Genomic DNA, 22,630 nt, shown 5'->3' on the forward strand with positions numbered 1-22,630 from the left:
AGCCGTGAAACTGCCGCACTACGCGCACGACGGCGAGTCGCACCCGCCGAACTCCAGCGAGCCCTACCGGTCCAGCATGCTGCGCGCGCCGCACCGGCCCCTCCAGCTCATCCCCCAGCACCTCACCGAGATCACCGGCCCGCTGCTCGGCCCGGACCGGATCGGCGAGCTCGACCACGACCTGACCCGGCAGCACCTCGGGGAGCCGCTGGGCGAGCGCATCATCGTCAGCGGCCGGGTGCTCGACGCCAACAACCGGCCGGTGCCCAACACACTGGTCGAGGTGTGGCAGGCCAACTCGGCCGGTCGCTATGCCCACGACAAGGACCGGCACGACGCCCCGCTCGACCCCAACTTCAGCGGCGTCGGCCGGACCGTGACCGACGCGCAGGGTCACTACCGGTTCGTCACCATCAAGCCCGGCGCCTACCCGTGGCGCAACCACGACAACGCCTGGCGGCCCGCGCACATCCACTTCTCCCTGTTCGGCCGGGCCTTCACCCAGCGGCTGATCACCCAGATGTACTTCCCGGGCGACCCGCTGTTCCCGTTCGACCCGATCTACAACTCGGTGCGCGACGAGCAGGCCCGGCAGCGGATGATCTCCCGCTTCGAGCTGGCCAGCACCCAGCCGGAGTGGGCGCTGTCGTACAAGTTCGACATCGTGCTGCGCGGCAGCGACGCCAGCGTGTTCGAGGACGAGGAGGACGACGAGTGACCGAGCTTGCGAGGGCACCAATCAACACAGCGGCCCTGGTCGCAGACTCGCCGAGCGCCAGCGAGGTGGGGGCCGTGACCGAGCTTGCGAGGGCACCATTCAACACAGCGGCCCTGGTCGCAGACTCGCCGAGCGCCAGCGAGGTGGGGGCCGTGACCGAGCTTGCGAGGACACCATTCAACACAGCGGCCCTGGTCGCAGACTCGCCGAGCGCCAGCGAGGTGGGACTGTGACCACCCCTTCCCAGACCGTCGGCCCGTTCTTCGCGCTGCCGGACGGACTGCCCTGGCCCGACGGCCCCGAGGTGGTGGCCGATGGCACGCCCGGCGCGGTGGTCATCCGCGGCGTGGTCTACGACGGAGCCGGCCAGCCGGTGCCCGACGCCGTGATCGAGACCTGGCAGGCCAGCACCACTGGCCGCTTCGACCACCCCGACGACCCGCGCGGCGCGGTGGACGAGGGCTTCCGCGGTTTCGGACGTTCGGCCACCGACCCCGAGGGCCGGTTCTGGATCCGCACCGTCAAGCCCGGCCCGCTGCCCACCCCCGACGGTGGGGCCGAGGCCCCGCACATCGACGTCACCGTGCTGGCCCGGGGCTTGCTGCAGCGGCTGGTCACCCGGATCTACTGGCCCGACGAGCCAACCGCCAACGCCGCCGACCCGGTGCTGTCGGCCGTGCCGGCCGAGCTGCGCCACACTCTCATCGCCCGCCAGGACGGCGACGAGCTCCGGTTCGACGTCCGCCTCCAGGGCGACGGGGAAACCGTCTTCTTCGACCTGTGAGGGACGCGTGACGGACTATCGGTGGATCGCCGAGGCCAAGGACCGGCCGGTGCTGGTCGTGGGCAGCTCGCTCGGCGCCGACGCGCGGATGTGGCGGGAGCAGCTGCCGGCGCTCGGCGAGACGATGCGGCTGGTGCTGATCGACCACCCCGGCCACGGCGGCACCGTGCCGGAGAAGGGCGTCGACACCATCGAGAAGCTCGGCCGGCGCACGCTGCGGCTGCTCGACGAGCTCGGCGTGGAACGGGCCGACTACCTCGGGCTGTCGCTAGGCGGCATGGTCGGCCTGTGGCTGGCCGCCAACGCGCCGGGGCGGATCGACCGGCTGGCGGTGTGCTGCACGACCGCCTACTTCGGCACCCCCGAGTCGTGGCTGGACCGGGCCGCGACGGTGCGGGCCAACGGCACCGCCTCGATCGCCGAGGCGGTGGTGGACCGTTGGGTGACCGCCGACTACGGCGACCGGACCTGGCTGGTGGACATGATGTCCGCCGTCGACCGCGAGGGCTACGCGGCGTGCTGCGAGGCGCTGGCCGCGCTGGACCTGCGGGCCGCGCTGCCGTCGATCACGGCCCCGACGCTGGTGGTGGCCGGCGACGCCGACCGGGCCACGCCGGTGGAGCACGGGCAGGCCATCGCCGACGCCATCCCGGGCGCACGGCTGAAGGTCGTGCCGGGAGCGCATCTGGCCCCGGTGGAGTCACCCGATGTGGTGACTCCATTGTTGGTGGAGCACTTCACCTCGGTGCGCCGGCAGGTGCTCGGCGACGCCCACGTGGACCGGGCCCAGGCCGCGACCACGCCGTTCACCGCCGACTTCCAGGACTTCATCGCCCGCTACGCCTGGGGCGACATCTGGACCCGCCCCGGCCTGGACCGACGCACCCGCAGCGCGATCACGCTGGCCATGCTGGCCACCCTGCAGCACGAGGACGAGCTGGCCATGCACGTGCGGGCCGCGCTGCGCAACGGGATGACCACCGAGGAGATCAAGGAGGTGCTGCTCCAGGTCGCGGTGTACGCGGGCGTGCCCACGGCGAACCGGGCGTTCCGAATCGCTGACCAGGTGCTGTCTACCCTGGACACACCATGACCGAAACACCCGGCTCCGAGTCCTCCCGAGGCAGCGCTTTCGTCCAGTCCCTGGAGCGGGGGCTGGCGGTGATCCGCGCCTTCGACGCCGAGCACGACGAGCTGACGCTCAGCGACGTCGCCCGGGCCACCGGCCTCACCCGGGCCGCCGCCCGGCGGTTCCTGCACACCCTGGTGGAGCTGGGCTACATGCGCACCGACGGCCGGCTGTTCGCGCTGCGGCCGCGCATCCTGGAGCTGGGCTACGCCTACCTGTCCAGCATGGGGCTGCCCGAGGTGGCGCAGCCGCACCTGGAGACCCTGGTGTCGCAGGTGCACGAGTCCAGTTCGGTGTCGGTGCTGGACGGCCTGGACGTGGTGTACGTGGCCCGCGTGCCGACCAAGCGGATCATGACCGTGAGCATCGCGGTCGGCACCCGGTTCCCGGCCTACGCCACCTCGATGGGCCGGGTGCTGCTGGCCGCGCAGACCGACGAGTGGCTGGACCACTACCTCAAGGAGGTCCAGCTGCGGCCGTTGACCCGGTACACCACCGTGGAGGAGCGGCTGCTGCGGGCCATCCTCGAGCACGTCCGCGAACAGGGCTGGTCGCTGGTGGACCAGGAGCTGGAGGAGGGCCTGCGCTCCATCGCGGTGCCGGTGCACAATCCGGACGGCACCGTGGCCGCCGCCGTGAACGTGTCGGCGCACGCCAGCCGGGGCAGTTCTGACGACATCCGGGTGGAACTGCTGCCGCCACTGCGGGCCGCCGCTCTGGCCATCGAACACGACCTCCGCGGCAACCACCACTGACGTTCGGGTGTCTCCAAGACCCACAAACCCCGGTGCTCGTCACCGTCAACGAACACAAACCCGGAACCACCCGTTCCGCCGAACGCGAACGACATGCGCCGTTCGGCGGAAATAACACGTCCGGAATGTCGGCTGAAACAACCGGAACAAACGAAAGGCCCGCCACTCAAGGTGACGGGCCTCGCTCAGCCGAACCATGTCAGCCGATATCGGTCAGCCGATCTCAGATCGCACGCACGCCCATGGCCTGCGGGCCCTTCTGACCCTGCCCGACCTCGAACTCGACCCGCTGGTTCTCCTCCAGGGTGCGGAAGCCGTTGCCCTGGATCTCCGAGTAGTGCACGAAAACGTCAGCGCCACCATCGGTCGGGGCGATGAAGCCGAAGCCCTTCTCCGAGTTGAACCACTTGACGGTGCCCTGAGCCACTTGATCTATCTCCTCAAACAGGTACTACGTCTCGCCGCAACCACGACGCTACGGGTCTGACCGCGGGCGGGGGACTTCACCCGGTTCCCTGCGAGGAGGACCACCGCCCGCGACTTCTTCCGCGAGCGTGGATACGACACGAACACAGAATGCGACCGGACACAGTCAACCACATCGGACGCGCGGGGTGGAAGTCCGCCACCCGTACAGGTGTGACCGGTGGCACCCGTGCCTCTTGACGCGACAACAGTTCGCCACTTAAATCATGACCCGAAATAAGGTGTGACGCGCGCACCGCCATCGAGCCTCACACACCGACGGACCCTGTGAACCTGTCGAACGAGGTGCTGCCGTGCGACCAACGCTGCTCGTCGTGCCCCTGTTACTCGTGGCGGGAGTTCTGGCCGCTCCGGCCGCGAACGCCGCGAACGAGTCCGTGAACATCTGGCTGACCACCACCAACGACTCCGGCGGCCGCAACGTCACCCGCGGCCTGCAACAGCAGACCCCGATCAGCTTCTCCGCCGGCACCGGGACCGGCCAGCAGACCATCACGGTCGACGAGAACACCCGGTACCAGCAGTTCGAGGGGGCCGGCGCGTCGTTCACCGACACCGCCGCGTACCTGATGAACTCCAGCGGCGCCCTGTCCGCCGCGACCCGCAACGCCACCATGACCAAGCTGTTCGACCCGGTCAACGGCATCGGCCTGGACTTCCTGCGCAACCCGATGGGCGCCTCGGACCTGGCCCGCAACAGCTACACCTACGACGACGGCGCGGCCGACCCGAACCTGAACAACTTCACGCTGTCGCACGACATGGTCGACGTCATCCCGCTGACCAAGCAGGCCAAGCAGCTCAACCCGCAGCTGAAGGTCATGGGCTCGCCGTGGACCGCGCCGCCGTGGATGAAGGACAACAACTCCTATATCCAGGGCTGGCTGCAGTCGCAGTACTACCAGGCCTACGCCAACTACTTCGTCAAGTACATCCAGGGCTACGCGGCGCAGGGCATCCCGGTCGACTACGTGTCCGAGCAGAACGAGCCGACCGTCGGCGGCAACTACCCCGGCATGAACTGGAACGGCACCGGGCTGGCCTACTTCGCCAAGACCAACCTGCTGCCGGCGTTGCACAACGCCGGGCTGTCCACCAAGGTGCTGGCGCTGGACTGGAACTGGGACAGTTACGACAGCTTCGGGGCCCCGACGGTCACCGACTCGTCGATCCGCAACGACCCGAACTTCGGCGGCGTGGCGTGGCACGGCTACGAGGGCGACGTCTCCGAGCAGACCACGGTCCACAACCAGTACCCGTCGATGAACATGTACGAGACCGAGCACTCGGGCGGCAACTGGATCGGCAATCAGCAGAACGAGGACATGAACAACATCATCGACTACACCCGCAACTGGGACCGTAGCGTGGTGAAGTGGAGCCTCGCGGTCAACGAGTCGCAGGGCCCGAACAACGGCGGCTGCAACACCTGCACCGGCCTGATCACGGTGCACCAGAACGACAGCCAGCGCGGCCAGGTCGACTACAACATCGAGTACTACGACATGGGCCAACTGACCAAGTTCGTCAAGCCCGGCGCCACCCGCATCGCCTCCAACGACGGCGCCGTGCGCAACGTCGCCTGGATCAACCCGGACGGCTCCAAGGCCCTGGTCGCCTACAACCCCAGCGGCAGCGCGCAGAGCGTAAGGGTCAACTGGGGCAACGAGTCCTTCACCTACTCGGTCCCGGCGGCCACCAGCGCGACCTTCACCTGGAGCGGCACGCAGGGCGGCACCACCACCCCGCCGCCGGGCGGCGGCACCATCACCGGCATCGGCGGCAAGTGCGTGGACGTCGCCGGGGCCAACAGCGCCAACGGCACCCAGGTGCAGCTCTACACCTGCAACGGCAGCACGGCGCAGACCTGGACCCAATCCGGCAGCGCGCTGCAGGCCCTGGGCAAGTGCCTCGACGTGGCCTCGGCCGGCACCGCCAACGGCACGAAGGTCCAGTTGTACGACTGCAACGGCACCGCCGCGCAGCAGTGGACCTTGAACTCCCAACGCGAACTGGTCAACACCGGTTCCGGTAAATGTCTGGACGCCACCAACCAGAGTTCCGCCGACGGCACCCCGTTGCAGATCTGGTCCTGCACCGGAACAGCCAACCAGCAGTGGACGCTCAACTGACGTCCTGATCACCAGATAAAAGCTCCGTCCCGGTCCGTCGCGCGTTCCGCCCGCGATGGACCGGGGCGGTCCTCACGTTCCCAGAACTAGGCACCACCTGCGGTTTTGCGCCCGAACGCACTATTGATCGAGCGCCATCCGGTGGGTATAAATACCGCACGGAATTCGCCCGCGTTCTCCCTCGCCGTCGCCGCTCACGGACGTTTTCCGAAAAATGCCGGATTTTCACCCCTGCCTGCACGATTCCGGCCGTGCAATACCTGTAGGAGATCGACCATGCGCATCAGAAGAACAAGAGCGGCGCTGACCGCCGCACTGCCCGTGGCGGCGGCCGCGGCCATGCTGGCCGGCCAGCCCGCCGCGATCGCGGCCCCGGCCGCGGGCGGGGCCTTCCCGGCCCACTACGCCGCTCCCTACCTGCAGATCAGCGACTCGGACTCGGGCCAGATGGCCGCCGACATGAGCGCGACCGGCACCAAGTACTTCACGCTGGCGTTCCTGACGCCGCAGTCCGGCTGCACGCCGGTCTGGGAGGCCAACGGCACCGGCGTCGGCTCGTTCGCCTCGCAGGTCGCCGCCATCCAGAACGCCGGCGGCAACGTCATCCCGTCCTTCGGCGGGGCCGAGGGCGGCGAGCTGGCCCAGACCTGCACCAACGTGTCCAGCCTGACCGCGGCGTACGCCAACGTGGTCAACACCTACGGCGCCAACCGCCTCGACTTCGACATCGAGGGCAGCGTCATCAAGGACACCGCGTCCATCGCCCGCCGGGACCAGGCGCTGGCCGCGCTGCAGGCGCAGAACCCGAACGTGCAGGTCGACTACACGCTCGGCGTCGGCTCCGACGGCCTTGAGGGCGACCAGATGACCGTCCTCAACGACGCCAAGGCCAAGGGCGTCAACGTCAGCGTCATCAACCTGATGGTGATGGACTTCTACGACGGCCAGCCGGTCATCAACGACGCGCTGTCCGCGGCCCGCAACGCGGCCAACCAGATCGCCGGTCTGTACGGCATCTCCACCTCGGCGGCGTACGCCAAGATGGGCCTGACCCCCATCGCCGGCCGCAACGACGACGGCGCCCAGTTCAGCCAGGCCGACGCGCAGACGCTGGAGAGCTTCGCCGCCTCCAACGGCGTGGCCGAGCTGTCCTTCTGGGAGCTGCAGGACTACGACCGGGCCACTGGCTACGCGTACTCCCGGATCTTCAACCAGATCACCGGTGGCGGCACCACCCCGCCCCCGCCGCCCACCGGCGGCACCATCACCGGCATCGGCGGCAAGTGCGTGGACGTCGCCGGAGCCAACAGCGCCAACGGCACCCAGGTCCAGCTCTACACCTGCAACGGCACCGCGGCCCAGAGCTGGTCGCACTCCGGCAGCAGCTTCCAGTCCCTGGGCAAGTGCCTCGACGTCGCGTCGGCCGGCACCACCAACGGCACCAAGGTGCAGCTGTACGACTGCAACGGCACCGCCGCGCAGCAGTGGACCCTCAACGCGCAGAAGGAACTCGTGAACACGGGCTCCGGCAAGTGCCTCGACGCCACCAACCAGAGCTCCGCGGACCAGACTCCGCTGCAGATCTGGTCCTGCACCGGCACCGCCAACCAGCAGTGGACCCTCAACTGACGTGATCCCGTGACCGGGGGTCTGCCCCAACCACCGGGCAGACCCCCGCGAGTCCCGCTGTCAGGCAACCATGCGTCGAGTTCCGAACTCGTATCTCAGTTGCCCGAGAGCGGGACTCGCGGTGTGTCAGGTCACCTTGATCAGGCGGGAGCCGTGGGCCGGCACCGCCGTGGCCGTCCAGCTTCCGTTGGCGGAGCCCAGATCCGTGCGCGAGACCAGGTCCCGCACGGCGTGGCTGCCGCTGATGCCGAGGTCGCTCCAGTTCACGGTGATGTCGGCCGACGAGGAGCCGAGGTTGTAGACCGCCACCGCCCAGCTGCCGTCGGGCAGCTGCTTGCGCCACTTCTGCTGGTTGCCGCTGGTGATTCGGGTCGGGAACCGCGCGGACTGGTCCACCGCGACGACTTCGGGGTTGGTGAGGATGGAAACCGCGCCGCTGTCGAGGAAGTAGACGTCACCGCCGACGTAGAGCGGGGCCGAGGCCATGGACCAGAAGGTCATCACGCTCTGCCGCTCGGTGCTGGTGATGCCGTCCTGGATGGCGCTGCCGGAGTTGTTGGAGATGGGCATCGAGTCCAGGTCGGGGAAGTAGCCGGGTTGCAGCCCGGACAGCCAGTTCGGCAGGTCGTTCCAGCGGGCCGTGACCGCGCCGCTCCAGGTGGCCAGCGTGCCGCAGTAGCACTCGACGTCGGTGTCGATGCGAACATCGTTGGTGTAGCTGGACAGTTGGGACTCGATGGACTGCGGCACCGGCCAGGCGCTGGTGGTCAGCCACATGCCGCGGCCCGACTGGTCGATCGCCTTGGAGAAGGCCTGGATGTCGGGCACGCTGTCGGTGGTCGTGCCGTCCACCTTGACCAGGTCCACGCCCCAGGACGCGAACTTGTCCACCACGGAGTTTATGTAGGCCTGGGCGCAGGAATTGCCGTAGTTGATCTTCCAGGAGCTGCCCCAGCCGTTGGTCGCGGTGAGCGGCTGCTGGGCGATGTCCTGGGTGTGGCAGCTGGTTCCAGCGATCGGCGCGTTCTTGTCGTACACCCCCTTGTCCAGCCCCACGGTCGTGTAGAGGCCGAGCAGCAGACCCTCGTTGTGCACATAGTTGGCCACCCCCGAGATCCCGTCCGGGAACCGCGTCGGGTCGGGGTCGGGGATCCCGTTGCCGTCGGTGTGGCCGTTGAACGACATGTCCGCGTTCCACCCGGAATCGATGTCGATGTACCGGTATCCCGCGGACTTGAGCTTCGACGCCACCGCGTCGGCCGCACCCTCCACATGGGACTCGGTCAGCCAGCTCGTGCCGTACGTGGCCCGGGTGGACGATTCGACGCTCCAGCTGCTCCAGCCCATGGCCGGAACCCCGAAGTTGGTCTTGGCGTAGGCCGGGCTCGCGCCCGGCAGCAGGACGGCCACGCTCGCGGCCACCGCCGCGAGCACCGTGAGACGACTGGGCATGGGCAGTCTCTTTTCTCCTGATCCACGCTGAGCAGGGAAAACTCACGGTAGCCCGCTTTTATTTCCAGCGTCAACTATCTACCTCGCCCCCGCTAATCCCCTTGGCCCCACCAGCGTCCGGACGGCATGCTGCCGACATGGCCCACGGCACCGTCAAGTTCTTCAAGCGTGAGAAGGGTTGGGGCGCGATCTCCTCCCCCGACCTGCCACCTGGCCTGGACGCCTTCGTTCACTTCAGCGCCATCGAAGCCGAAGGCCTCCGCGCCCTCGACCCCGGCGACCGGGTGGAGTTCGACTACGTGCCCGCGCAGCAGGACAGCTTCCGCTTCGTCGCCACCAGGGTCCGCAAGGTCTGACTTCGCCGAACTAGCGGTAGCGCTCGGCCAACGCCGCGAAGGCAGCCTTGGGTTCCCAGGGGAGATCGGGGTAGGTGGTGCCGAGACGATCCTCGAAGACGGTGACCACGCCGTAGCTGGCGAGGTCGAGGTCCTGGCGGGGGTCGGTGCGGTGCGGGAGGTGGTAGCTGGCGAAGGTGTTGACGAAGGCGGTGTCGACGCCGGCCTCCTCGAAGAGGTCGAGGAGCTCGACGAGGTGGGCGGCCTGGCCGGCTTCGTCGCGCTGGTAGTCGCCGTCGAGGCCGACGGCGACGACACCGTCCCGTACGACGATGGAGCCGGCGTGGGCGCCTAGGTCGGGGGCGCCATGGAAGGTGGCGGAGCCGAACTCGGTGATGGCGACGGGTTTACCTTGGGCGACAAGGGATCGGACGGCGTCGGGAAAGATGGCGGCGACCTGGGCGGAGCGGTAGAGGTCCACGGACAGGAAGTCGAACGGGGCCCAGTCCACGCCCTCGAAGGACGGAATGGCGGCATAGCTGACGGGGCCACCGAAGCGGTCCCGCACGACGGTCACCGCCCGGGCCAGAAAAGCGTTGAGGAGCAAGGGAACCTGGGCCATCGCCGCCCGCAGACGGACCGGGTCAGCCAGGAGGGGCAGGCGTTCGTCGAGGGTGTCGCCGGGCAGGAAACCGACGGTGAACAGGCTGAGCTCGGCCCCGGTGAGCAGCACGACGGAAGCTCCACCACGGCGTAAGCGCTCGGCCCGGTCGGCGCAGTCGGCCAGGACAGCCAACAACTCGTCCTGGGTGAGGTCGCAGGTGAACGGGGAGAGCCACACCTCAAGGCCGAGGGCGGCGGCCTCCTGTGCGGCGAGGTCGAGTCGAGAGACATCGCCGCCGGTGAGACGGACGGCGGTGCAGTGCAGGTCGTCGCGGATTACCCGCAGCTCCCGCCGGACGACGTCGGGGTCGAAGGGCTCGCGGGTGCTGGTCCCGCCGGCGAAGAAGCCCGTGTCGTACGTGATGCCGTTGGCTCGCATGCCGCGAACCGTAAGGTACATCGAGTACCCAATCAATCGAATAAGGTACCGTCCGTACCATGGCGCAGGTGAGGCGGCGCGGGGCCGTGCTGGAGCAGGCCATCCTGCGGGCCGCGGCCGGCGAGCTCACCGAGTCGGGCTACGCCGGCCTGACCATGGACCGGGTCGCCCACCGGGCCGGCACCAACAAGAACGCGATCTACCGGCGCTGGCCCAACCGTGCGGCGCTCGGCGTTGCCGCGTACAAGCTGTTGGTGGAGACGGCGTTGGGGCCGCCGGACACCGGCGAGCTGCGGGCCGACGTGCTGGCCGTGCTGCGCCAGATGAACGCCGATCTGGCCACCCCCAAGGCCAACGTGGCCGCCGGCCTGATGGCCAGCGCCGCCGAGGACCCGGAACTGCTGGCCCAGCTGCGGGAAATGGTCGGCGACGGCGCGAGCTCGATGTGGCTGACCATGCTGCGGCGGGCCGTGGACCGCGGTGAGGCCCCGCCGGGGTGCCTGCACCCACGGGTCGCCACTGTCGCACTTACGTTGCTGCGCAACGAGTTCATGACCCGCGGCATGACCCCGGTCGACGACGACGTCATCGTGGAGATCGTCGACCGGGTCTACCTGCCGCTCATTCGGGGCAGCAGGTACAGCGGCGGCGAGAAGAGCAGGTAGCAGCCCGACGCCAGCCCAGGAGAGTGCGAGGCCCCGCCGATGCTTCGCCTGGTTGGCGGATTTCGGCCGCCGCCGCCCAACGCGCCCACCCACCCGAGCCGGATGCGGCGGGCGAAATCCGGCAAGGGCGAGGCATCGGCTACCCGGGGGCCGAGCCCCGCGCGGAACGCGCGGCATCTACACAGTGTGCTTGGGGCCGGTGAACCACTTGCGGGCCGAGGCGAACCACCAGACGGCGATCAGCAGCACCAGGCCGCCGACGGCCAGTGGGGCGTAGTTGACAGCGGTCCAGCTGAACGAGCCGTCGCCGGGGACGCCGGCCGGCACGGTGGGCAGGATGAAGTACACCGAGATGACGATGATCTCGACGATGGCGGTCCAGCACATCCACTTGTAGTTGCGGCCCAAGGTCCATGGGCCAGGCACGAACGAGTCGCCGGCCCGCAGGCGCAGCGCGATGGGGATGAGGAAGGCCAGGTACAGGCCGATCACGGCGACCGACACGACGGCGTAGAAGGCGGTGGGCACGCCGGCGGAACTCTTGTACAGGGCGGGCAGGGTGAGGATCAGCCCGGCGACGCAGGCCCCGATGACGGCGTTGACCGGAACCCGGTTGGAGTTCAGCTTGGACCACAGGCGGTGTCCGGGAACCGCCCCGTCGCGGCTGAACGCGTAGCCCATCCGCGAGGTGCTGGTCACGCAGCTCATGCCGCAGAAGAACTGGCCGATGGCCGAGATGCCGACGACCACCAGCGCCAGGTTGGAGTTCAGCGCGGTGGTGATGATCGAGCCGATGAAGCCGGCCTGCTTGTTGATCTCGTCCACGTTGGTGGCGGCGAACAGGAAGGCCAGCAACAGGATCCAGCCGCCGATGGCCGAGTACAGGATGGACTGCCAGATGCCGCGGGCGGCGGTGCGGGCCGCGCCCTTGGTCTCCTCGGAGATGTGCGCGCACGCGTCGAAGCCGGTGATCGTGTACTGGGTGAGCAGGAAACCCAGTGGCAGCACGTAGAACCAGTAGGTGCCGTCGGAGAAGCCGGAGTTGTTGATGCGCTGGGTGAACACGAAGGCGAAGGACTGGTGGTGGGTCGGCGCGACGGCCAGGATGACCACCACGGCGACCACGCCGAGCACGTGCCAGTACACGGACACGTTGTTCAGCAGGGCGACGAGGTGGCTGCCGAAGATGTTGATCAGCGCGTGCAGCACCAGCACGACCACGAAGATGAGGAAGATCTGGGTGAGCGAGCCCTCCCAGTTCGGGTCCACCAGGGACAGGAAGAACGAGATGAAGGTGGCGCAGCCGTAGTCCACCGACGCGGTGACGGCCACCAGCCCGACCAGGTTGAGCCAGCCGGTGAACCAGCCGTGCACCGGCTTGCCCAGTTTCGAGGCCCACCAGTAGATCCCGCCGGCGGTGGGGAACGCCGAGACCAGCTCGGACATGCACAGGCCGATGACCAGGATGAACGCCGAGATCACCGGCCAGCCCCAGGAGATCGCCACCGGGCCGCCGTTGTTCCAGGCCTGTCCGAACGTGGTGAAGCAGCCGGACAGGATGGAGATGATGGAGAAGGAGATGGCGAAGTTGGAGAAGCCGCTCCAGGTCCGGCTCAGCTCCTGCCGATAGCCCAGTCGCGCCAGCGTTCTGGCGTCGTCGTCGGTGTGATCGTCGACCTGCTCGCTCACGGCTACCTCCGCACGGTGTCCAGCAGTTCTCCCAACCCGGGATCGCCGAGATCGCTCAGCGCCCGCCCCCACTTCGCCGCCGACTCGGCCGCGTAGTCGAAATCGACCTCACGGCCGTCCAGCAGTCCACTGTGGACCCGGAACCACAGCGTCCAGGTCACGTTGGACATGGTCAGGTAGAGCCGGACCCGGGCCAGCAGCTGTTGGGAACGCTCCCGGCCGAAGTAGGCGCCGGCCAGCCGGGCCACGCCGTCAGCGTCCAGCAGCGCCTCGGCGGCGATGTCGCCGAGCTCGAAGCACGGGTCGTTCTGGCCGGACAGCTGGTAGTCGACGATGCGCACCCGGTCGCCCTCGGCGATGAAGTTCTCGGCCAGCAGGTCGTTGTGGCACGGCACCCGGGGCAGCGGCCGGGCCGCCAGCGCCTCGCGGATGCGCGCCACCAGCGGCAGCTGGTCGGCGTAGCCGTCGGGCAGTCCGAGATCGTTGCGGTCGCACAGGGCCAGGAACTCGGCCAGTTTCTCGAAGATGTCGAAGGTGTTGCCGAACGGTCGCCCGGCGTGCAACTGCCGGCAGGCCGCGGCGATGCCGTCCAGCCGCGCCGGCACGTCCGCCACGGACAGGGTCACGCCGTCCACGTACTCCAGCACCAGCGCGTGCTGCTCGGGCAGGACCCGCAGCACCCGCGGCCCGGCCCCGGTCTCGGCGGCCAGCACGGTGTTGGCGATCTCCTGGTCCATCGGCACGCCCAGACCGGCCGCGGTGACGGCCGGGTCCAGCACCCGCAGCACGAAGCGGTCGCCGCCGGCGTCGACCCGCACCACCCGGTGGCTGAGCCCGCCCTTGATCACGGTCAGCTCCACCGGCCCGGCGAACTCCGGGACCTTGGCGACGATCTCGTCCAGCAACCGGCCTCCCATCCGCGGGGACGTGATCAGCAAGTGTCGGTCCGTGGCTGGCCACCGTCAACCCAATGCGGTAACAAGGGCGTCGTGGCAGCTGACAGGGCACTCCCCGACCGGGCCAAGATCGTGATCATCGGTGGCGGGGTGGGCGGCGCCAGCGTCGCCTACCACCTCGCCGGGCTGGGCGAGCGCGACGTGGTCGTGCTCGACCGCGACGAGCTGACCAGCGGCTCGACCTTCCACTCGGCCGGGCTGGTCGGGCAGCTGCGCTCCGACCCGACGCTGACCCGGATGAACCAGTACTCGGCCCAGCTCTACGCCGAGCTCCAGCAGGGCGAGCACCCGCCGGGCTGGGTGCCGTGCGGCGGCATCCGGCTGGCCTGCACCCCGGACCGGATGGCCGAGCTGCGCCGGCAGATCGGCTGGGCCCGGGCCTTCGACGTGCCGCTGGAGGAGATCAGCGCCGAGCAGGCTCGCGAGCTGTTCCCGCTGATGAGCACCAAGGGCGTGCTCGGCGCCTCGTACCTGCCGACCGACGGCTACGTCGACCCCTCGCAGCTGGCCTACTCGCTGGCCGCCGGGGCCCGCGCCGGCGGCGTGCGCATCCACCAGCACACCCGGGTCACCGGCATCGACGTGCACCGGGGCCGGGTCACCGGGGTGCGCACCGATCGGGGGCGCATCGAGGCGGAGATCGTCGTCAACTGCGGCGGCATGTACGCGGCCGAGATCGGCCGGCTGGCCGGCGTGCGGATCCCGATCATCCCGATGTCCCACCAGTACGTGGTCACCGAGCCGGTGCGCGAGCGGGACGGCACCCACCTGCCGACACTGCGCGACCCTGACAACCTCGTCTACTGGCGCGAGGAGGTGGACGGGCTGCTGATGGGCGGTTACGAGCGCGACTCGCGGGCGTGGTCGCTGGACAACACCGGCCTGGACCGGATTCCGGCCGACTTCAACGGAAAGCTGCTGGCCGCCGACTGGGAGCGGTTCGCCGAGATCGGCGAGAACGCGGCGATGCGGGTGCCGGTGATGGACGGGCTGGGCATCCGCAAGCTGATCAACGGGCCGGAGGGCTTCACCCCGGACAACGAGTTCTGCCTCGGCGAGACCGAGATCGGCGGCTTCTTCGTGGCGGCCGGCTTCTGCGCGCACGGCATCGCCGGCGCCGGCGGCATCGGCAAGGTGGTGGCCGAGTGGATCGTGGCCGGCGAGGCCCAGCTGGACGTGTCCCACATGGACATCCGCCGGTTCGGCCGGCAGTACCGGTCCCCGTCCTACACGCTGGCCCGGGTCACCGAGAACTACGAGACGTACTACGACATCCCGTTCCCGCACCGGCAGCGCTCGGCCGGCCGGCCGCTGCGGGTCTCGCCGGTGTACAGCTGGCATTCCCAGCAGCAGGCCCATTTCAGCGAGAAGTCGGGCTGGGAGCGGGTGGACTACTACCAGCACAACATGTACGGCGGCGACGACTTCATGCAGCCGCGGGGCTGGGCCGGCATGGGCTGGTCGCCGGCGATCGTCGCCGAGCACCGCGGCACCCGGGCCGCGGCCGGCCTGTTCGACGAGTCCTCGTTCGCCAAGATCGAGGTGGCCGGGCCGGGCGCCGCCGAACTGCTGAGTTGGCTGTGCGCCAACGATGTCGACCGTGAGGTCGGCGCCGTGACCTACACCCAGGCGCTGAACACCCGCGGTGGCATCGAGTGCGACTTCACCGTGGCCCGCCTGGAGGAGCAGGTGTTCCGGATCGTCACCGGCACCGCCTACGGGTCGCGGGACCTGACCTGGCTGCGCCGGCACGCCCCGGACGACGGCTCGGTGCGGATCACCGACGTCACCGGCCAGTACACGTGTTTCGCCTTGTGGGGACCCAACTCCCGGCAGATCCTGGCCCAGCTGACGCCGGCCGCCCTGGACAACGAGTCGTTCCCGTACATGAGCGCGCGGCAGATCACCGTCGGCGACGTGCCGCTGACCGCGCAGCGGGTGACGTTCGTCGGCGAACTCGGTTGGGAGCTCTACGCTTCCGCCGAGTACGGGGCCGCGCTGTGGTCGACGCTGTGGGAGTACGGGCAGGACCACGGGCTGATCGCCGCCGGCTACAAGGCGATCGACAGCCTGCGGCTGGAGAAGGGCTACCGGCTCTGGGGTTCCGACCTCACCCCCGACCACAACCCGTTCGAGGCCGGCCTGGGCTTCTGCGTCAAGAAGGACCAGCCGTTCCTGGGCCGGGACGCGCTGTTCGCGGCCAAGGAACGGGGCATCACCCGACGGCTGCGCTGCCTGACGCTCAACGAGCCGCACGCCGTGCCGCTGGGCGGGGAGCCGGTGCGGGTGGCCGGCAAGGTCATCGGCCGGGTCACCTCCGGCGGTTTCGGCTACACCGTGGACAAGCCGATCGCCTTCGCCTACCTGCCGGCCGACACGGCCATCGGGACGGAGCTGTCCGTGGAGCTGTTCGGCGACTGGGTGAACGGCGTCGTCGTGCGGGATCCGCTGTTCGACCCGAAGGGCCTGCGGATCAAGGCCTAGCCCCCTCGGCGGCGAATTCTTTTACCCAGCAGCAAAACAAGGTGAGGGGCTCCCGAACGGGAGCCCCTTGCGTGTCACGCGACTCGGCCGAACTCCGGTTCCTCCATGGCTTCAACCTCCCCCAGGCTCGCCCATGGAAGAAGTATCCCGACCGGCGGCCGGCCGCCGACAGACCCGGTAATGCCCACTCGGCATGGGTAAACTCACCCAGTCACGCCGGTTCGGCAGGCCCCAGTCCCTGCCGCTTCGCATATTCCACGGCCTCGGCCCGGTTCTGCAATCCCACCTTCGTATAGGCGTGGTTGAGATGGGTCTTCACGGTGGCCTCGCTGACGCTGAGCCGGCGGGCGATCTCGGCGTTGGTCAGCCCGGCGGCGACCAGCCCCAGCACGTCGGCCTCGCGGGCGGTCAGCTCGCCCCGGTGATCGCGGCCGGCCGGCCGGCGCGGCGTGCCGCCACCGCCGGCGGCCACCGCGCGCAGGGCCTGGATCACCCGGTCCCGGTCGGCCATCGGCGGCAGCCAGCCGGCCGCGCCGGCCTGCAGCACCGGCAGCACCTGCTCGTTGGTCACCGGCGGCACCGGGATCACGATCACCGCGGTCGCCGGGTGCTCGGCCCGCACCGTGCGGGTCAGCTCGACCGGGTCGCCGCCGGGCAGGGCCAGGCCCAGCAGCAGCACCTCGGGTCGGTGTCGATCTAGTAGCGGGGGGACCTGGGCGTGATGCGTCGCCGTGCCGACCACGGCGACGCCGGGTAAGTGCCCCAGGGCGCTGTCCAGGCCGGATCTGACCGGAGCGCGGTCCTCGGCGACCACGACGCGGACGATCGGATTGTCCAAAGCCGTCATGGGCAAATGATGGTATGCCTACCCGAATCGCACCCAGACTTTGGCGTCGATTCCGCCCGGTCGGTCAGGCCGCCAGCGCCGCCAGCACGAAGTCGGCGATCTCGGCCCCCAGTTGCTCGGCCGACTTGGGTCCGTCCGGCCGATACCAAGTCGGCAATTGGTTCACCACGCCCAGCGCGATCAGCACGGCGGTGTCGGCCGGCACCACCGCCGCGAACTCGCCGGCGGCCTGCGCCTTGGCGATCACGTCCCGGAAGGTGCGCTGGTAGCGGCGCCGGTCGGCCCGGAAGGCGGCCATCCGCTCCGAGTTCAGCTTGTGCATCTCCCGGACGAACACGGCCGTCTCGTCGATCCGGGCGGCGGTCGAGACGACCAGGTTCATCAGGATCGCCCGCACCGTCTCCTTCGCGCCCAGGTCCTGCGCGATGATCGCGTCCAGGTCGGCGGTCTGCAGCCCGATCAGCGAGTGGTAGATCTCGTAGAGCAGGTCGTCCTTGGAGTCGAAGTAGTGGTAGAGCGCGCCCTTGGTCACCTCGGCGGCGGCCACCACCTCCTGCACCGTGGTGGCGTCGAAACCCTTTTCCGCGAAGAGTTTCACCGCCGCGCGCAGGATGCGGCTCTCCATCGGGGTCAGCTCGCCGCGCCCCTGGGATGCCTTGGTCACGCTCCCCACCTCACTTCTACTTCTTGCCCAGGGCCCTGACCACGTCGAACTGGTCGGCGCCGGAGGGCAACACCATGATCGCCGGAGTGTCCAGGCCCTGCTCGACGTACTCCTGGACGCGCTCGCGGCAGCGGTCCAGGCTGCCATGCACGATCAGGTCGTCCACCACGTGGTCCGGGATCGCGGCGTTCGCGCCCTTGCGGTCGCCCGCGGCCCACAGCCGGTGCATCTCGGCCAGCGCCTCGGTGCGGCCCAGCCAGTCGTGGAACGCCGCGTAGGCCGGCACGGTCAGGTAGCTGCTGATCAGCATCCGACCCAAAGCCCTTGCCGCCGCAACATCTTCCGTGGGACAGACGAAGATCCGCGCCACCAGTTCCTTGTCCGCGCCCAACTCCGCCCGCACCTTCGGCACGTCGGTCGGGGCCAGCCAGTTGGTGATCGCACCGTCGGCCTCCTTGGCGGCCAGCCGCAGCATGCCCGGCCGCAGCGCCGCCAGCATGATCTGCGGCGGCTGCTCGGGCGCGCGCTCCAGCTTGAACCGGCTGACCCGGAACGAGCCGAAGTCGCCGTCCACCTTCTCGCCGGCCAGCGCCGGCTTGAGGAACCGCAGCGTGTCACGGACGTGCGCGAACGGCTCGGTGAACTCGCGGGCGTTCCAGCCCTGCACGATCACCGGCGAGGACGAGCCGATGCCCAGCGCGAACCGGCCCGGGGCCAGCTCGGCGATGGTGGCCGCCTGCATGGCCAGCAGGCCCGGGCCGCGGGTGTAGACCGGGGCGATGGCCGTGCCCAGGCGCAGCGTCGGCGCCCACTCCGCGGCCAGGGCCAGCGGCGTGAAGGCGTCCGTGCCGGCCGTCTCGGCCGACCACACGTCGGTGTAGCCCAGGTCGGGCAGCGACTTGACCAGGTCACGCTGCTTGGGCAGCGGAATGCCGGCCAGCGGCAGGGTGATTCCCCAACGACTCACGTCCACACCTCGCTAGCGCTCGGCGTGCGTTCTGCGTTGGATGATTCGCTCGCAAGCTCGCTCATGCTTCACACCACCATCGGCCGGATCGTGGCGCCGCCGTCGATGACCAGGGTCTGCCCGGTCATCCAGGACGAGTCGTCGCCGGCCAGGAAGACCGCCGCCTTGGCGATGTCCTCCGGCTCGCCGATGCGGCCCAGCGGCAGCGCCTTGTTCAGGCGCTCCTCGTTGTTCTCCCACAGGCCGCGGGCCAGGTGGGTGCGCACCACGCCCGGCGCGATCGCGTTCACCCGGGTGGTGGGGGCGAGCTCCATGGCGAACTGGCGGGTCAGGTGGATCACCGCCGCCTTGGTGGCGTTGTAGTAGCCGATGCCGATCTCCGGCGCCAGGCCGCCGATCGAGGCGATGTTGATGATCGAGCCGCCGGTCGCGGACATCGAGGCCTTCCACACCAGGCCGGTCCACAGCACGATGGACATCTGGTTGACCTGCACGGTCTTCTCCGCGCGGGGGATGTCCAGGTCCACCATCGGGCCGAAGTACGGGTTGGTGCCGGCGTTGTTGACCAGCACGTCGATGCCGCCGAACTCGGCGACCGCCGCCTCCACACACGCCTGGGCCTGCTCCTGGTCGCCCACGTGGGCCGCCTTGGCCAGCACCTTGGCGCCCGGCTGGGCCGCGCGCAGCTCGGCGGCGACCTCGTCGAGGGCGTCCTGCTTGCGGGAGGAGAGCACCACGTTCGCGCCCTGGGCGGCCAGCTCGAAGGCGATCGCCTTGCCGATGCCGCGGGACGCGCCGGTGATCAGCGCGGTCTTGCCGGTCAGACCTGACATCTTCGTCGCTCCTGTGGTCGGGTGACCCCCACGGTACAATACCGACCAGTCGGTACGCAGGCACTAGCTGGGAGGTCGACGGAATGCAGGTGCGCGACAGTGTGGTCGTGGTGACCGGGGCCGGCCGGGGAATCGGGGCCGCGCTGGCCCGCCGGTTCGCCGCCGAGGGCGCCGCCGGCATTGTCGTCTCCGACGTGAACGCCTCGGCGGCCGAGGAGGTGGCTTCCGCCATCGGCGCGCAGGCCATTGCCGTGCCCGCCGACGTCACCGACGCCGACCAGGTGGCCGCCCTCGTCGCCGCCGCCGAGAAGGCCTTCGGCCCGGTGGACCTGTTCTGCTCCAACGCCGGCGTCGCCTTCGGCCGCGGCCTGGAGGCCTCACCGGCCGACTGGGCCGCGAACCTCAACGTCAACGTCATGGCCCACGTGCACGCGGCCAACGCCGTCCTGCCGTCGATGCTCGCGCGCGGGCAGGGCTACCTGCTGAACACCGCCTCCGCCGCCGGCCTGCTGATGGCCCCCGGCGACGCCCCGTACACCGTGTCCAAGCACGCCGCCGTCGCCTTCGCCGAATGGCTGTCGGCCACCTACGGCGACCAGGGCATCAAGGTCAGCGTCCTGTGTCCCATGGGCGTGCGGACCGACATGCTCATGCCCGGCATCGAACAGGGTGAGACCGCCGCGCTGGCCGTGGCCGCCTTCGGTGACATCCTCGAACCCGACCAGGTCGCCGGCATCGTCGTGGACGGCCTGGCCGCCGAGAAGTTCCACATCCTGCCGCACCCCGAGGTCGGCACCTTCGTCGAGCGCAAGGCCGCCGACGTCGACCGCTGGCTCTCCGGCATGCGCCGCGCCGCCGCCCAACTCCCCCACTGACCCCCGCGAGTCCCGCTCTCGGGCAACTGAACGTCGAGTTCCAGCAGGACCGGAACTCGACTCATGCTTGCCCGAGAGCGGGACTCGCGGTGTTCCTAGGCCAGGGCGCGGTTGAGGAAGTCGACCTGGAGGAGCAGGAGGTTCTCGGCGACCTGCTCCTGCGGGGTCATGTGGGTGACGCCGGACAGCGGCAGCACGGTGTGCGGGCGGCCGGCGGCCAACAGGGCGGAGCTCAGTCGCAGGGTGTGCGCGGCGACGACGTTGTCGTCGGCCAGGCCGTGGATGATCATGAGGTCCTGGGAGAGCTTGGGGGCGTCCTCGATCAGGGAGTTGGCGTCGTACACCTCGGGGCGCTCGGCCGGGTGGCCGAGGTAGCGCTCGGTGTAATGGGTGTCGTACAGCCGCCAGTCGGTGACGGGGGCGCCGGCGATGCCGGCCCGGAAGACGTCGGGCCGGCGCAGCACGGCCAGGGCCGACAGGTAGCCGCCGTAGGACCAGCCCCGGATGGCGACGCGGGACAGGTCCAGGAACGGGAACCGCGAGGCGGCGGCGTGCAGGGCGTCGACCTGGTCGTCGAGGGTGGCGCCGGCGAAGTCGAGGTGGATGGCCCGCTCCCACGCGGGTCCCCGGCCAGGGGTGCCTCGACCGTCCACCACGAGCACGGCGAAACCCTGGTCCGCCAACCACTGCGAGGCGGTGAAGGCGTTGCGGGTCTGCACGACCCGCTGCGCATGCGGACCGCCGTACGGGTCGAGCAGCACGGGCAGGCTCCCGGACGTGTAGCCCGTGGGCAGCAGGAGCGCGCCGCGCAGGCCCCGCTCCCCCAGCTCCAGCAGCTGCACGTTGGGCGTGATCGACGGCGTCTCGGCCAGCGACTGGATCTCGCCGACCTTGGTGTCGCCCCGGAACACCTCGGTCACGCTGCCGAAGAAGCCGAGGCCGGTGCCGATCCGCACAGTGACGTCGCCGCCGCGAACGATGGCGTGCATGCCGTTGCCGACCGATAGCCGCCGCACGCCGTCCTTGCCGACCCGGTACACGTGAGCCTGGGTCGAGTCGCCCTCGGAAGCCCGGATCAGAATATCTTCGGTCGTCACTGAAGCAACGGAGCGTACTTGCAGCTCAGCGCCGGTCAGCACCTCGCCGTCCACGACCAGCCGCCAGGCCCCGTCGACGGCGGCGATCCGGACCAGTTTGCCGTCCCGGGTCCATGCCGGCACACCCGGCATGATGTCGACCCACTGCGGGTCGGACTCCTCGTGCAGCACGGTCGTCGCGCCGGTGTCCGGGTCGACGGCCAGGATCCGCTGCGTCCGCTGGTCCCGGGCCTGCACCAGCAGCAGCGGCGGGCCGCCGGCGGACCAGTGGGCGGTCGCCAGGTACGGGAACGCCGCCCGATCCCAGTCCACGTCGACCCGCGAACCGTCCAGGCCCAGCACCGCCAGGCTCACGTCGGCGTTGGCCGTGCCGGCGGCCGGGTAGGCGATCTCCGCCGGCACGGTGCCGGGGTTGGCCGGGTCGGCGATGTGCCAGCGCTGCACCGGCTTGTTGTCGACCCGGGCGGCCAGCAGCCGTTCCCCGTCCGGCGCCCACCAGTAGCCGCGGAAGCGGTCCATCTCCTCGGCGGCGATGAACTCGGCGACGCCCCAGGTCACCTCCTCGCCGTCCGGAACGGCCAGGGCCCGGTCGCCCGAGCCGTCCACGGCGACGACCCGCAGCTCGCCGGCGGAGACCGCGTACGCGACGTGGCGGCCGGCCGGGTCGGGTCGGGGGTCGATCACCGGGCCAGGCGTGGCCAGCTCGGCTGTCGTGCCGGCGGTCAGGTCGGTCACGTGCACCTTGCCGGACAGCGCGAACGCCGCCACGGTCAGCGCCTTGTCGGTGGCGTAGCCGACCACACCGGCGGCCGATTCCCGGGTGCGCTCGCGGCGCGCCCGCTCCTCCGGCGAAAGCTCCTCGTTGTCGGCGAAGGGGTCGAACAGCGGGGTCTCGGCTCCGGTCTCGACGTCCAGGCTCCACAGGCCGGTGCGCCGGTCGGCGCCCGACGCGGAGCGGAGGAACAGCACCCGGGATCCGTCCGGTGCGACGGTGAACGCCCTGGGCACACCCAACGAGAAGCGCTGGGTGCGGGCTTGCTGGCGGGGAAAGGACAGTTCAGCGGTCACAGGCCCACCTCGCTAGCGCTCGG

General features: G+C 69.8%; 20 protein-coding genes. 10 read left to right on the top strand and 10 right to left on the bottom strand.

Annotated features, from left to right (window positions below; all coding sequences use genetic code 11):
* The first annotated feature begins 4 nt into the window (after positions 1–4).
* The 4 genes from pcaH to JJ691_RS25725 all read left to right on the top strand — a co-directional run bounded on the left by pcaH (position 5) and on the right by JJ691_RS25725 (position 3,386).
* The gene (pcaH, locus tag JJ691_RS25710) at positions 5–718 is read left to right on the top strand and encodes a protocatechuate 3,4-dioxygenase subunit beta (RefSeq protein ID WP_249227008.1); all 714 of its coding nucleotides are present in this window, start codon (positions 5–7) and stop codon (positions 716–718) included.
* 229 nt (positions 719–947) lie between these two features.
* On the top strand, positions 948–1,502 hold the full coding sequence (gene pcaG, locus JJ691_RS25715) for a protocatechuate 3,4-dioxygenase subunit alpha (RefSeq protein ID WP_211762214.1): 555 nt from the start codon (positions 948–950) through the stop codon (positions 1,500–1,502).
* A 7-nt stretch (positions 1,503–1,509) separates the two neighbouring features.
* The gene (gene pcaDC / locus JJ691_RS52475) at positions 1,510–2,595 is read left to right on the top strand and encodes a bifunctional 3-oxoadipate enol-lactonase/4-carboxymuconolactone decarboxylase PcaDC (RefSeq protein WP_211762215.1); all 1,086 of its coding nucleotides are present in this window, start codon (positions 1,510–1,512) and stop codon (positions 2,593–2,595) included.
* Positions 2,592–3,386, top strand: a complete 795-nt coding sequence (locus JJ691_RS25725) for an IclR family transcriptional regulator domain-containing protein (protein WP_211762216.1) — start codon at positions 2,592–2,594, stop codon at positions 3,384–3,386. The genes pcaDC and JJ691_RS25725 overlap by 4 nt, the downstream gene beginning before the upstream one ends.
* A 223-nt stretch (positions 3,387–3,609) precedes the next feature.
* Here the strand turns inward: JJ691_RS25725 and cspE are convergent, their stop codons facing one another.
* Positions 3,610–3,813, bottom strand: a complete 204-nt coding sequence (gene cspE / locus JJ691_RS25730) for a transcription antiterminator/RNA stability regulator CspE (protein WP_211762217.1) — start codon at positions 3,811–3,813, stop codon at positions 3,610–3,612.
* 352 nt (positions 3,814–4,165) lie between these two features.
* On the opposite strand from cspE, the gene JJ691_RS25735 reads away from it, so the two are divergent.
* The gene (locus tag JJ691_RS25735) at positions 4,166–6,004 is read left to right on the top strand and encodes a ricin-type beta-trefoil lectin domain protein (RefSeq protein ID WP_249227009.1); all 1,839 of its coding nucleotides are present in this window, start codon (positions 4,166–4,168) and stop codon (positions 6,002–6,004) included.
* A 276-nt stretch (positions 6,005–6,280) separates the two neighbouring features.
* A complete protein-coding gene (locus JJ691_RS25740) occupies positions 6,281–7,633 on the top strand; it encodes a ricin-type beta-trefoil lectin domain protein (RefSeq protein WP_249227010.1) in 1,353 nt (450 codons plus the stop codon).
* Positions 7,634–7,759: 126 nt separating this feature from the next.
* Here JJ691_RS25740 and JJ691_RS25745 read toward each other — a convergent pair whose 3' ends face one another.
* On the bottom strand, positions 7,760–9,085 hold the full coding sequence (locus JJ691_RS25745; RefSeq protein ID WP_211762218.1) for a glycoside hydrolase family 27 protein: 1,326 nt from the start codon (positions 9,083–9,085) through the stop codon (positions 7,760–7,762).
* A gap of 137 nt (positions 9,086–9,222) precedes the next feature.
* Between JJ691_RS25745 and JJ691_RS25750 the strand changes: the two genes are divergently transcribed.
* Positions 9,223–9,441, top strand: a complete 219-nt coding sequence (locus JJ691_RS25750) for a cold-shock protein (RefSeq protein ID WP_211762219.1) — start codon at positions 9,223–9,225, stop codon at positions 9,439–9,441.
* 10 nt (positions 9,442–9,451) lie between these two features.
* Here the strand turns inward: JJ691_RS25750 and JJ691_RS25755 are convergent, their stop codons facing one another.
* On the bottom strand, positions 9,452–10,462 hold the full coding sequence (locus tag JJ691_RS25755) for a hypothetical protein (RefSeq protein ID WP_211762220.1): 1,011 nt from the start codon (positions 10,460–10,462) through the stop codon (positions 9,452–9,454).
* A 59-nt stretch (positions 10,463–10,521) separates the two neighbouring features.
* Here JJ691_RS25755 and JJ691_RS25760 point away from each other — a divergent pair, with 59 nt between their 5' ends.
* Complete coding sequence (locus JJ691_RS25760; RefSeq protein ID WP_211762221.1) at positions 10,522–11,127, top strand: TetR/AcrR family transcriptional regulator; 606 nt, start codon at positions 10,522–10,524, stop codon at positions 11,125–11,127.
* 177 nt (positions 11,128–11,304) lie between these two features.
* Here the strand turns inward: JJ691_RS25760 and JJ691_RS25765 are convergent, their stop codons facing one another.
* Both JJ691_RS25765 and JJ691_RS25770 read right to left on the bottom strand, forming a co-directional pair.
* Positions 11,305–12,816 carry an amino acid permease gene (locus JJ691_RS25765; protein WP_211762222.1) on the bottom strand — a complete coding sequence of 504 codons (1,512 nt, stop codon included), beginning with the start codon at positions 12,814–12,816 and terminating at the stop codon, positions 11,305–11,307.
* Positions 12,817–12,818: 2 nt separating this feature from the next.
* Positions 12,819–13,754: a choline/ethanolamine kinase family protein gene (locus tag JJ691_RS25770; protein WP_211762223.1), complete on the bottom strand. Its 936-nt coding sequence runs from the start codon at positions 13,752–13,754 to the stop codon at positions 12,819–12,821.
* 51 nt (positions 13,755–13,805) lie between these two features.
* On the opposite strand from JJ691_RS25770, the gene JJ691_RS25775 reads away from it, so the two are divergent.
* Positions 13,806–16,256, top strand: a complete 2,451-nt coding sequence (locus JJ691_RS25775; protein ID WP_211762224.1) for a GcvT family protein — start codon at positions 13,806–13,808, stop codon at positions 16,254–16,256.
* A gap of 211 nt (positions 16,257–16,467) precedes the next feature.
* Here JJ691_RS25775 and JJ691_RS25780 read toward each other — a convergent pair whose 3' ends face one another.
* The 4 genes from JJ691_RS25780 to JJ691_RS25795 form a co-directional block, all read right to left on the bottom strand.
* The gene (locus JJ691_RS25780; RefSeq protein WP_211762225.1) at positions 16,468–17,103 is read right to left on the bottom strand and encodes a response regulator transcription factor; all 636 of its coding nucleotides are present in this window, start codon (positions 17,101–17,103) and stop codon (positions 16,468–16,470) included.
* Positions 17,104–17,167: 64 nt separating this feature from the next.
* Entirely contained in the window at positions 17,168–17,767 is a 600-nt protein-coding gene (locus tag JJ691_RS25785) for a TetR/AcrR family transcriptional regulator (protein ID WP_249227011.1), read from the bottom strand.
* Between the two features lie 16 nt (positions 17,768–17,783).
* Positions 17,784–18,734: an LLM class F420-dependent oxidoreductase gene (locus JJ691_RS25790; RefSeq protein WP_211762226.1), complete on the bottom strand. Its 951-nt coding sequence runs from the start codon at positions 18,732–18,734 to the stop codon at positions 17,784–17,786.
* A 68-nt stretch (positions 18,735–18,802) separates the two neighbouring features.
* Positions 18,803–19,567 (bottom strand): SDR family oxidoreductase, encoded by a 765-nt coding sequence (locus tag JJ691_RS25795; protein WP_211762227.1) that lies wholly within the window; start codon positions 19,565–19,567, stop codon positions 18,803–18,805.
* 83 nt (positions 19,568–19,650) lie between these two features.
* Between JJ691_RS25795 and JJ691_RS25800 the strand changes: the two genes are divergently transcribed.
* Positions 19,651–20,442, top strand: a complete 792-nt coding sequence (locus tag JJ691_RS25800; protein ID WP_211762228.1) for an SDR family oxidoreductase — start codon at positions 19,651–19,653, stop codon at positions 20,440–20,442.
* A 95-nt stretch (positions 20,443–20,537) separates the two neighbouring features.
* Here the strand turns inward: JJ691_RS25800 and JJ691_RS25805 are convergent, their stop codons facing one another.
* Positions 20,538–22,607 carry a S9 family peptidase gene (locus JJ691_RS25805; protein ID WP_211762229.1) on the bottom strand — a complete coding sequence of 690 codons (2,070 nt, stop codon included), beginning with the start codon at positions 22,605–22,607 and terminating at the stop codon, positions 20,538–20,540.
* Positions 22,608–22,630 lie beyond the last annotated feature (23 nt).

It is taken from the genome of Kutzneria sp. CA-103260, assembly GCF_018263855.1.
Taxonomy (GTDB): domain Bacteria; phylum Actinomycetota; class Actinomycetes; order Mycobacteriales; family Pseudonocardiaceae; genus Kutzneria.

Excerpts from the sequence above, each read along its gene's own strand:
- JJ691_RS25795 (WP_211762227.1), bottom strand. The coding sequence starts at position 19,567 with ATGTCAGGTCTGACCGGCAAGACCGCGCTGATCACCGGCGCGTCCCGC.
- JJ691_RS25760 (WP_211762221.1), top strand. The coding sequence starts at position 10,522 with ATGGCGCAGGTGAGGCGGCGCGGGGCCGTGCTGGAGCAGGCCATCCTG.
- JJ691_RS25740 (WP_249227010.1), top strand. The coding sequence starts at position 6,281 with ATGCGCATCAGAAGAACAAGAGCGGCGCTGACCGCCGCACTGCCCGTG.
- JJ691_RS25780 (WP_211762225.1), bottom strand. The coding sequence starts at position 17,103 with ATGACGGCTTTGGACAATCCGATCGTCCGCGTCGTGGTCGCCGAGGAC.
- JJ691_RS25745 (WP_211762218.1), bottom strand. The coding sequence starts at position 9,085 with ATGCCCAGTCGTCTCACGGTGCTCGCGGCGGTGGCCGCGAGCGTGGCC.
- JJ691_RS25750 (WP_211762219.1), top strand. The coding sequence starts at position 9,223 with ATGGCCCACGGCACCGTCAAGTTCTTCAAGCGTGAGAAGGGTTGGGGC.
- JJ691_RS25800 (WP_211762228.1), top strand. The coding sequence starts at position 19,651 with ATGCAGGTGCGCGACAGTGTGGTCGTGGTGACCGGGGCCGGCCGGGGA.
- JJ691_RS25725 (WP_211762216.1), top strand. The coding sequence starts at position 2,592 with ATGACCGAAACACCCGGCTCCGAGTCCTCCCGAGGCAGCGCTTTCGTC.
- JJ691_RS25755 (WP_211762220.1), bottom strand. The coding sequence starts at position 10,462 with ATGCGAGCCAACGGCATCACGTACGACACGGGCTTCTTCGCCGGCGGG.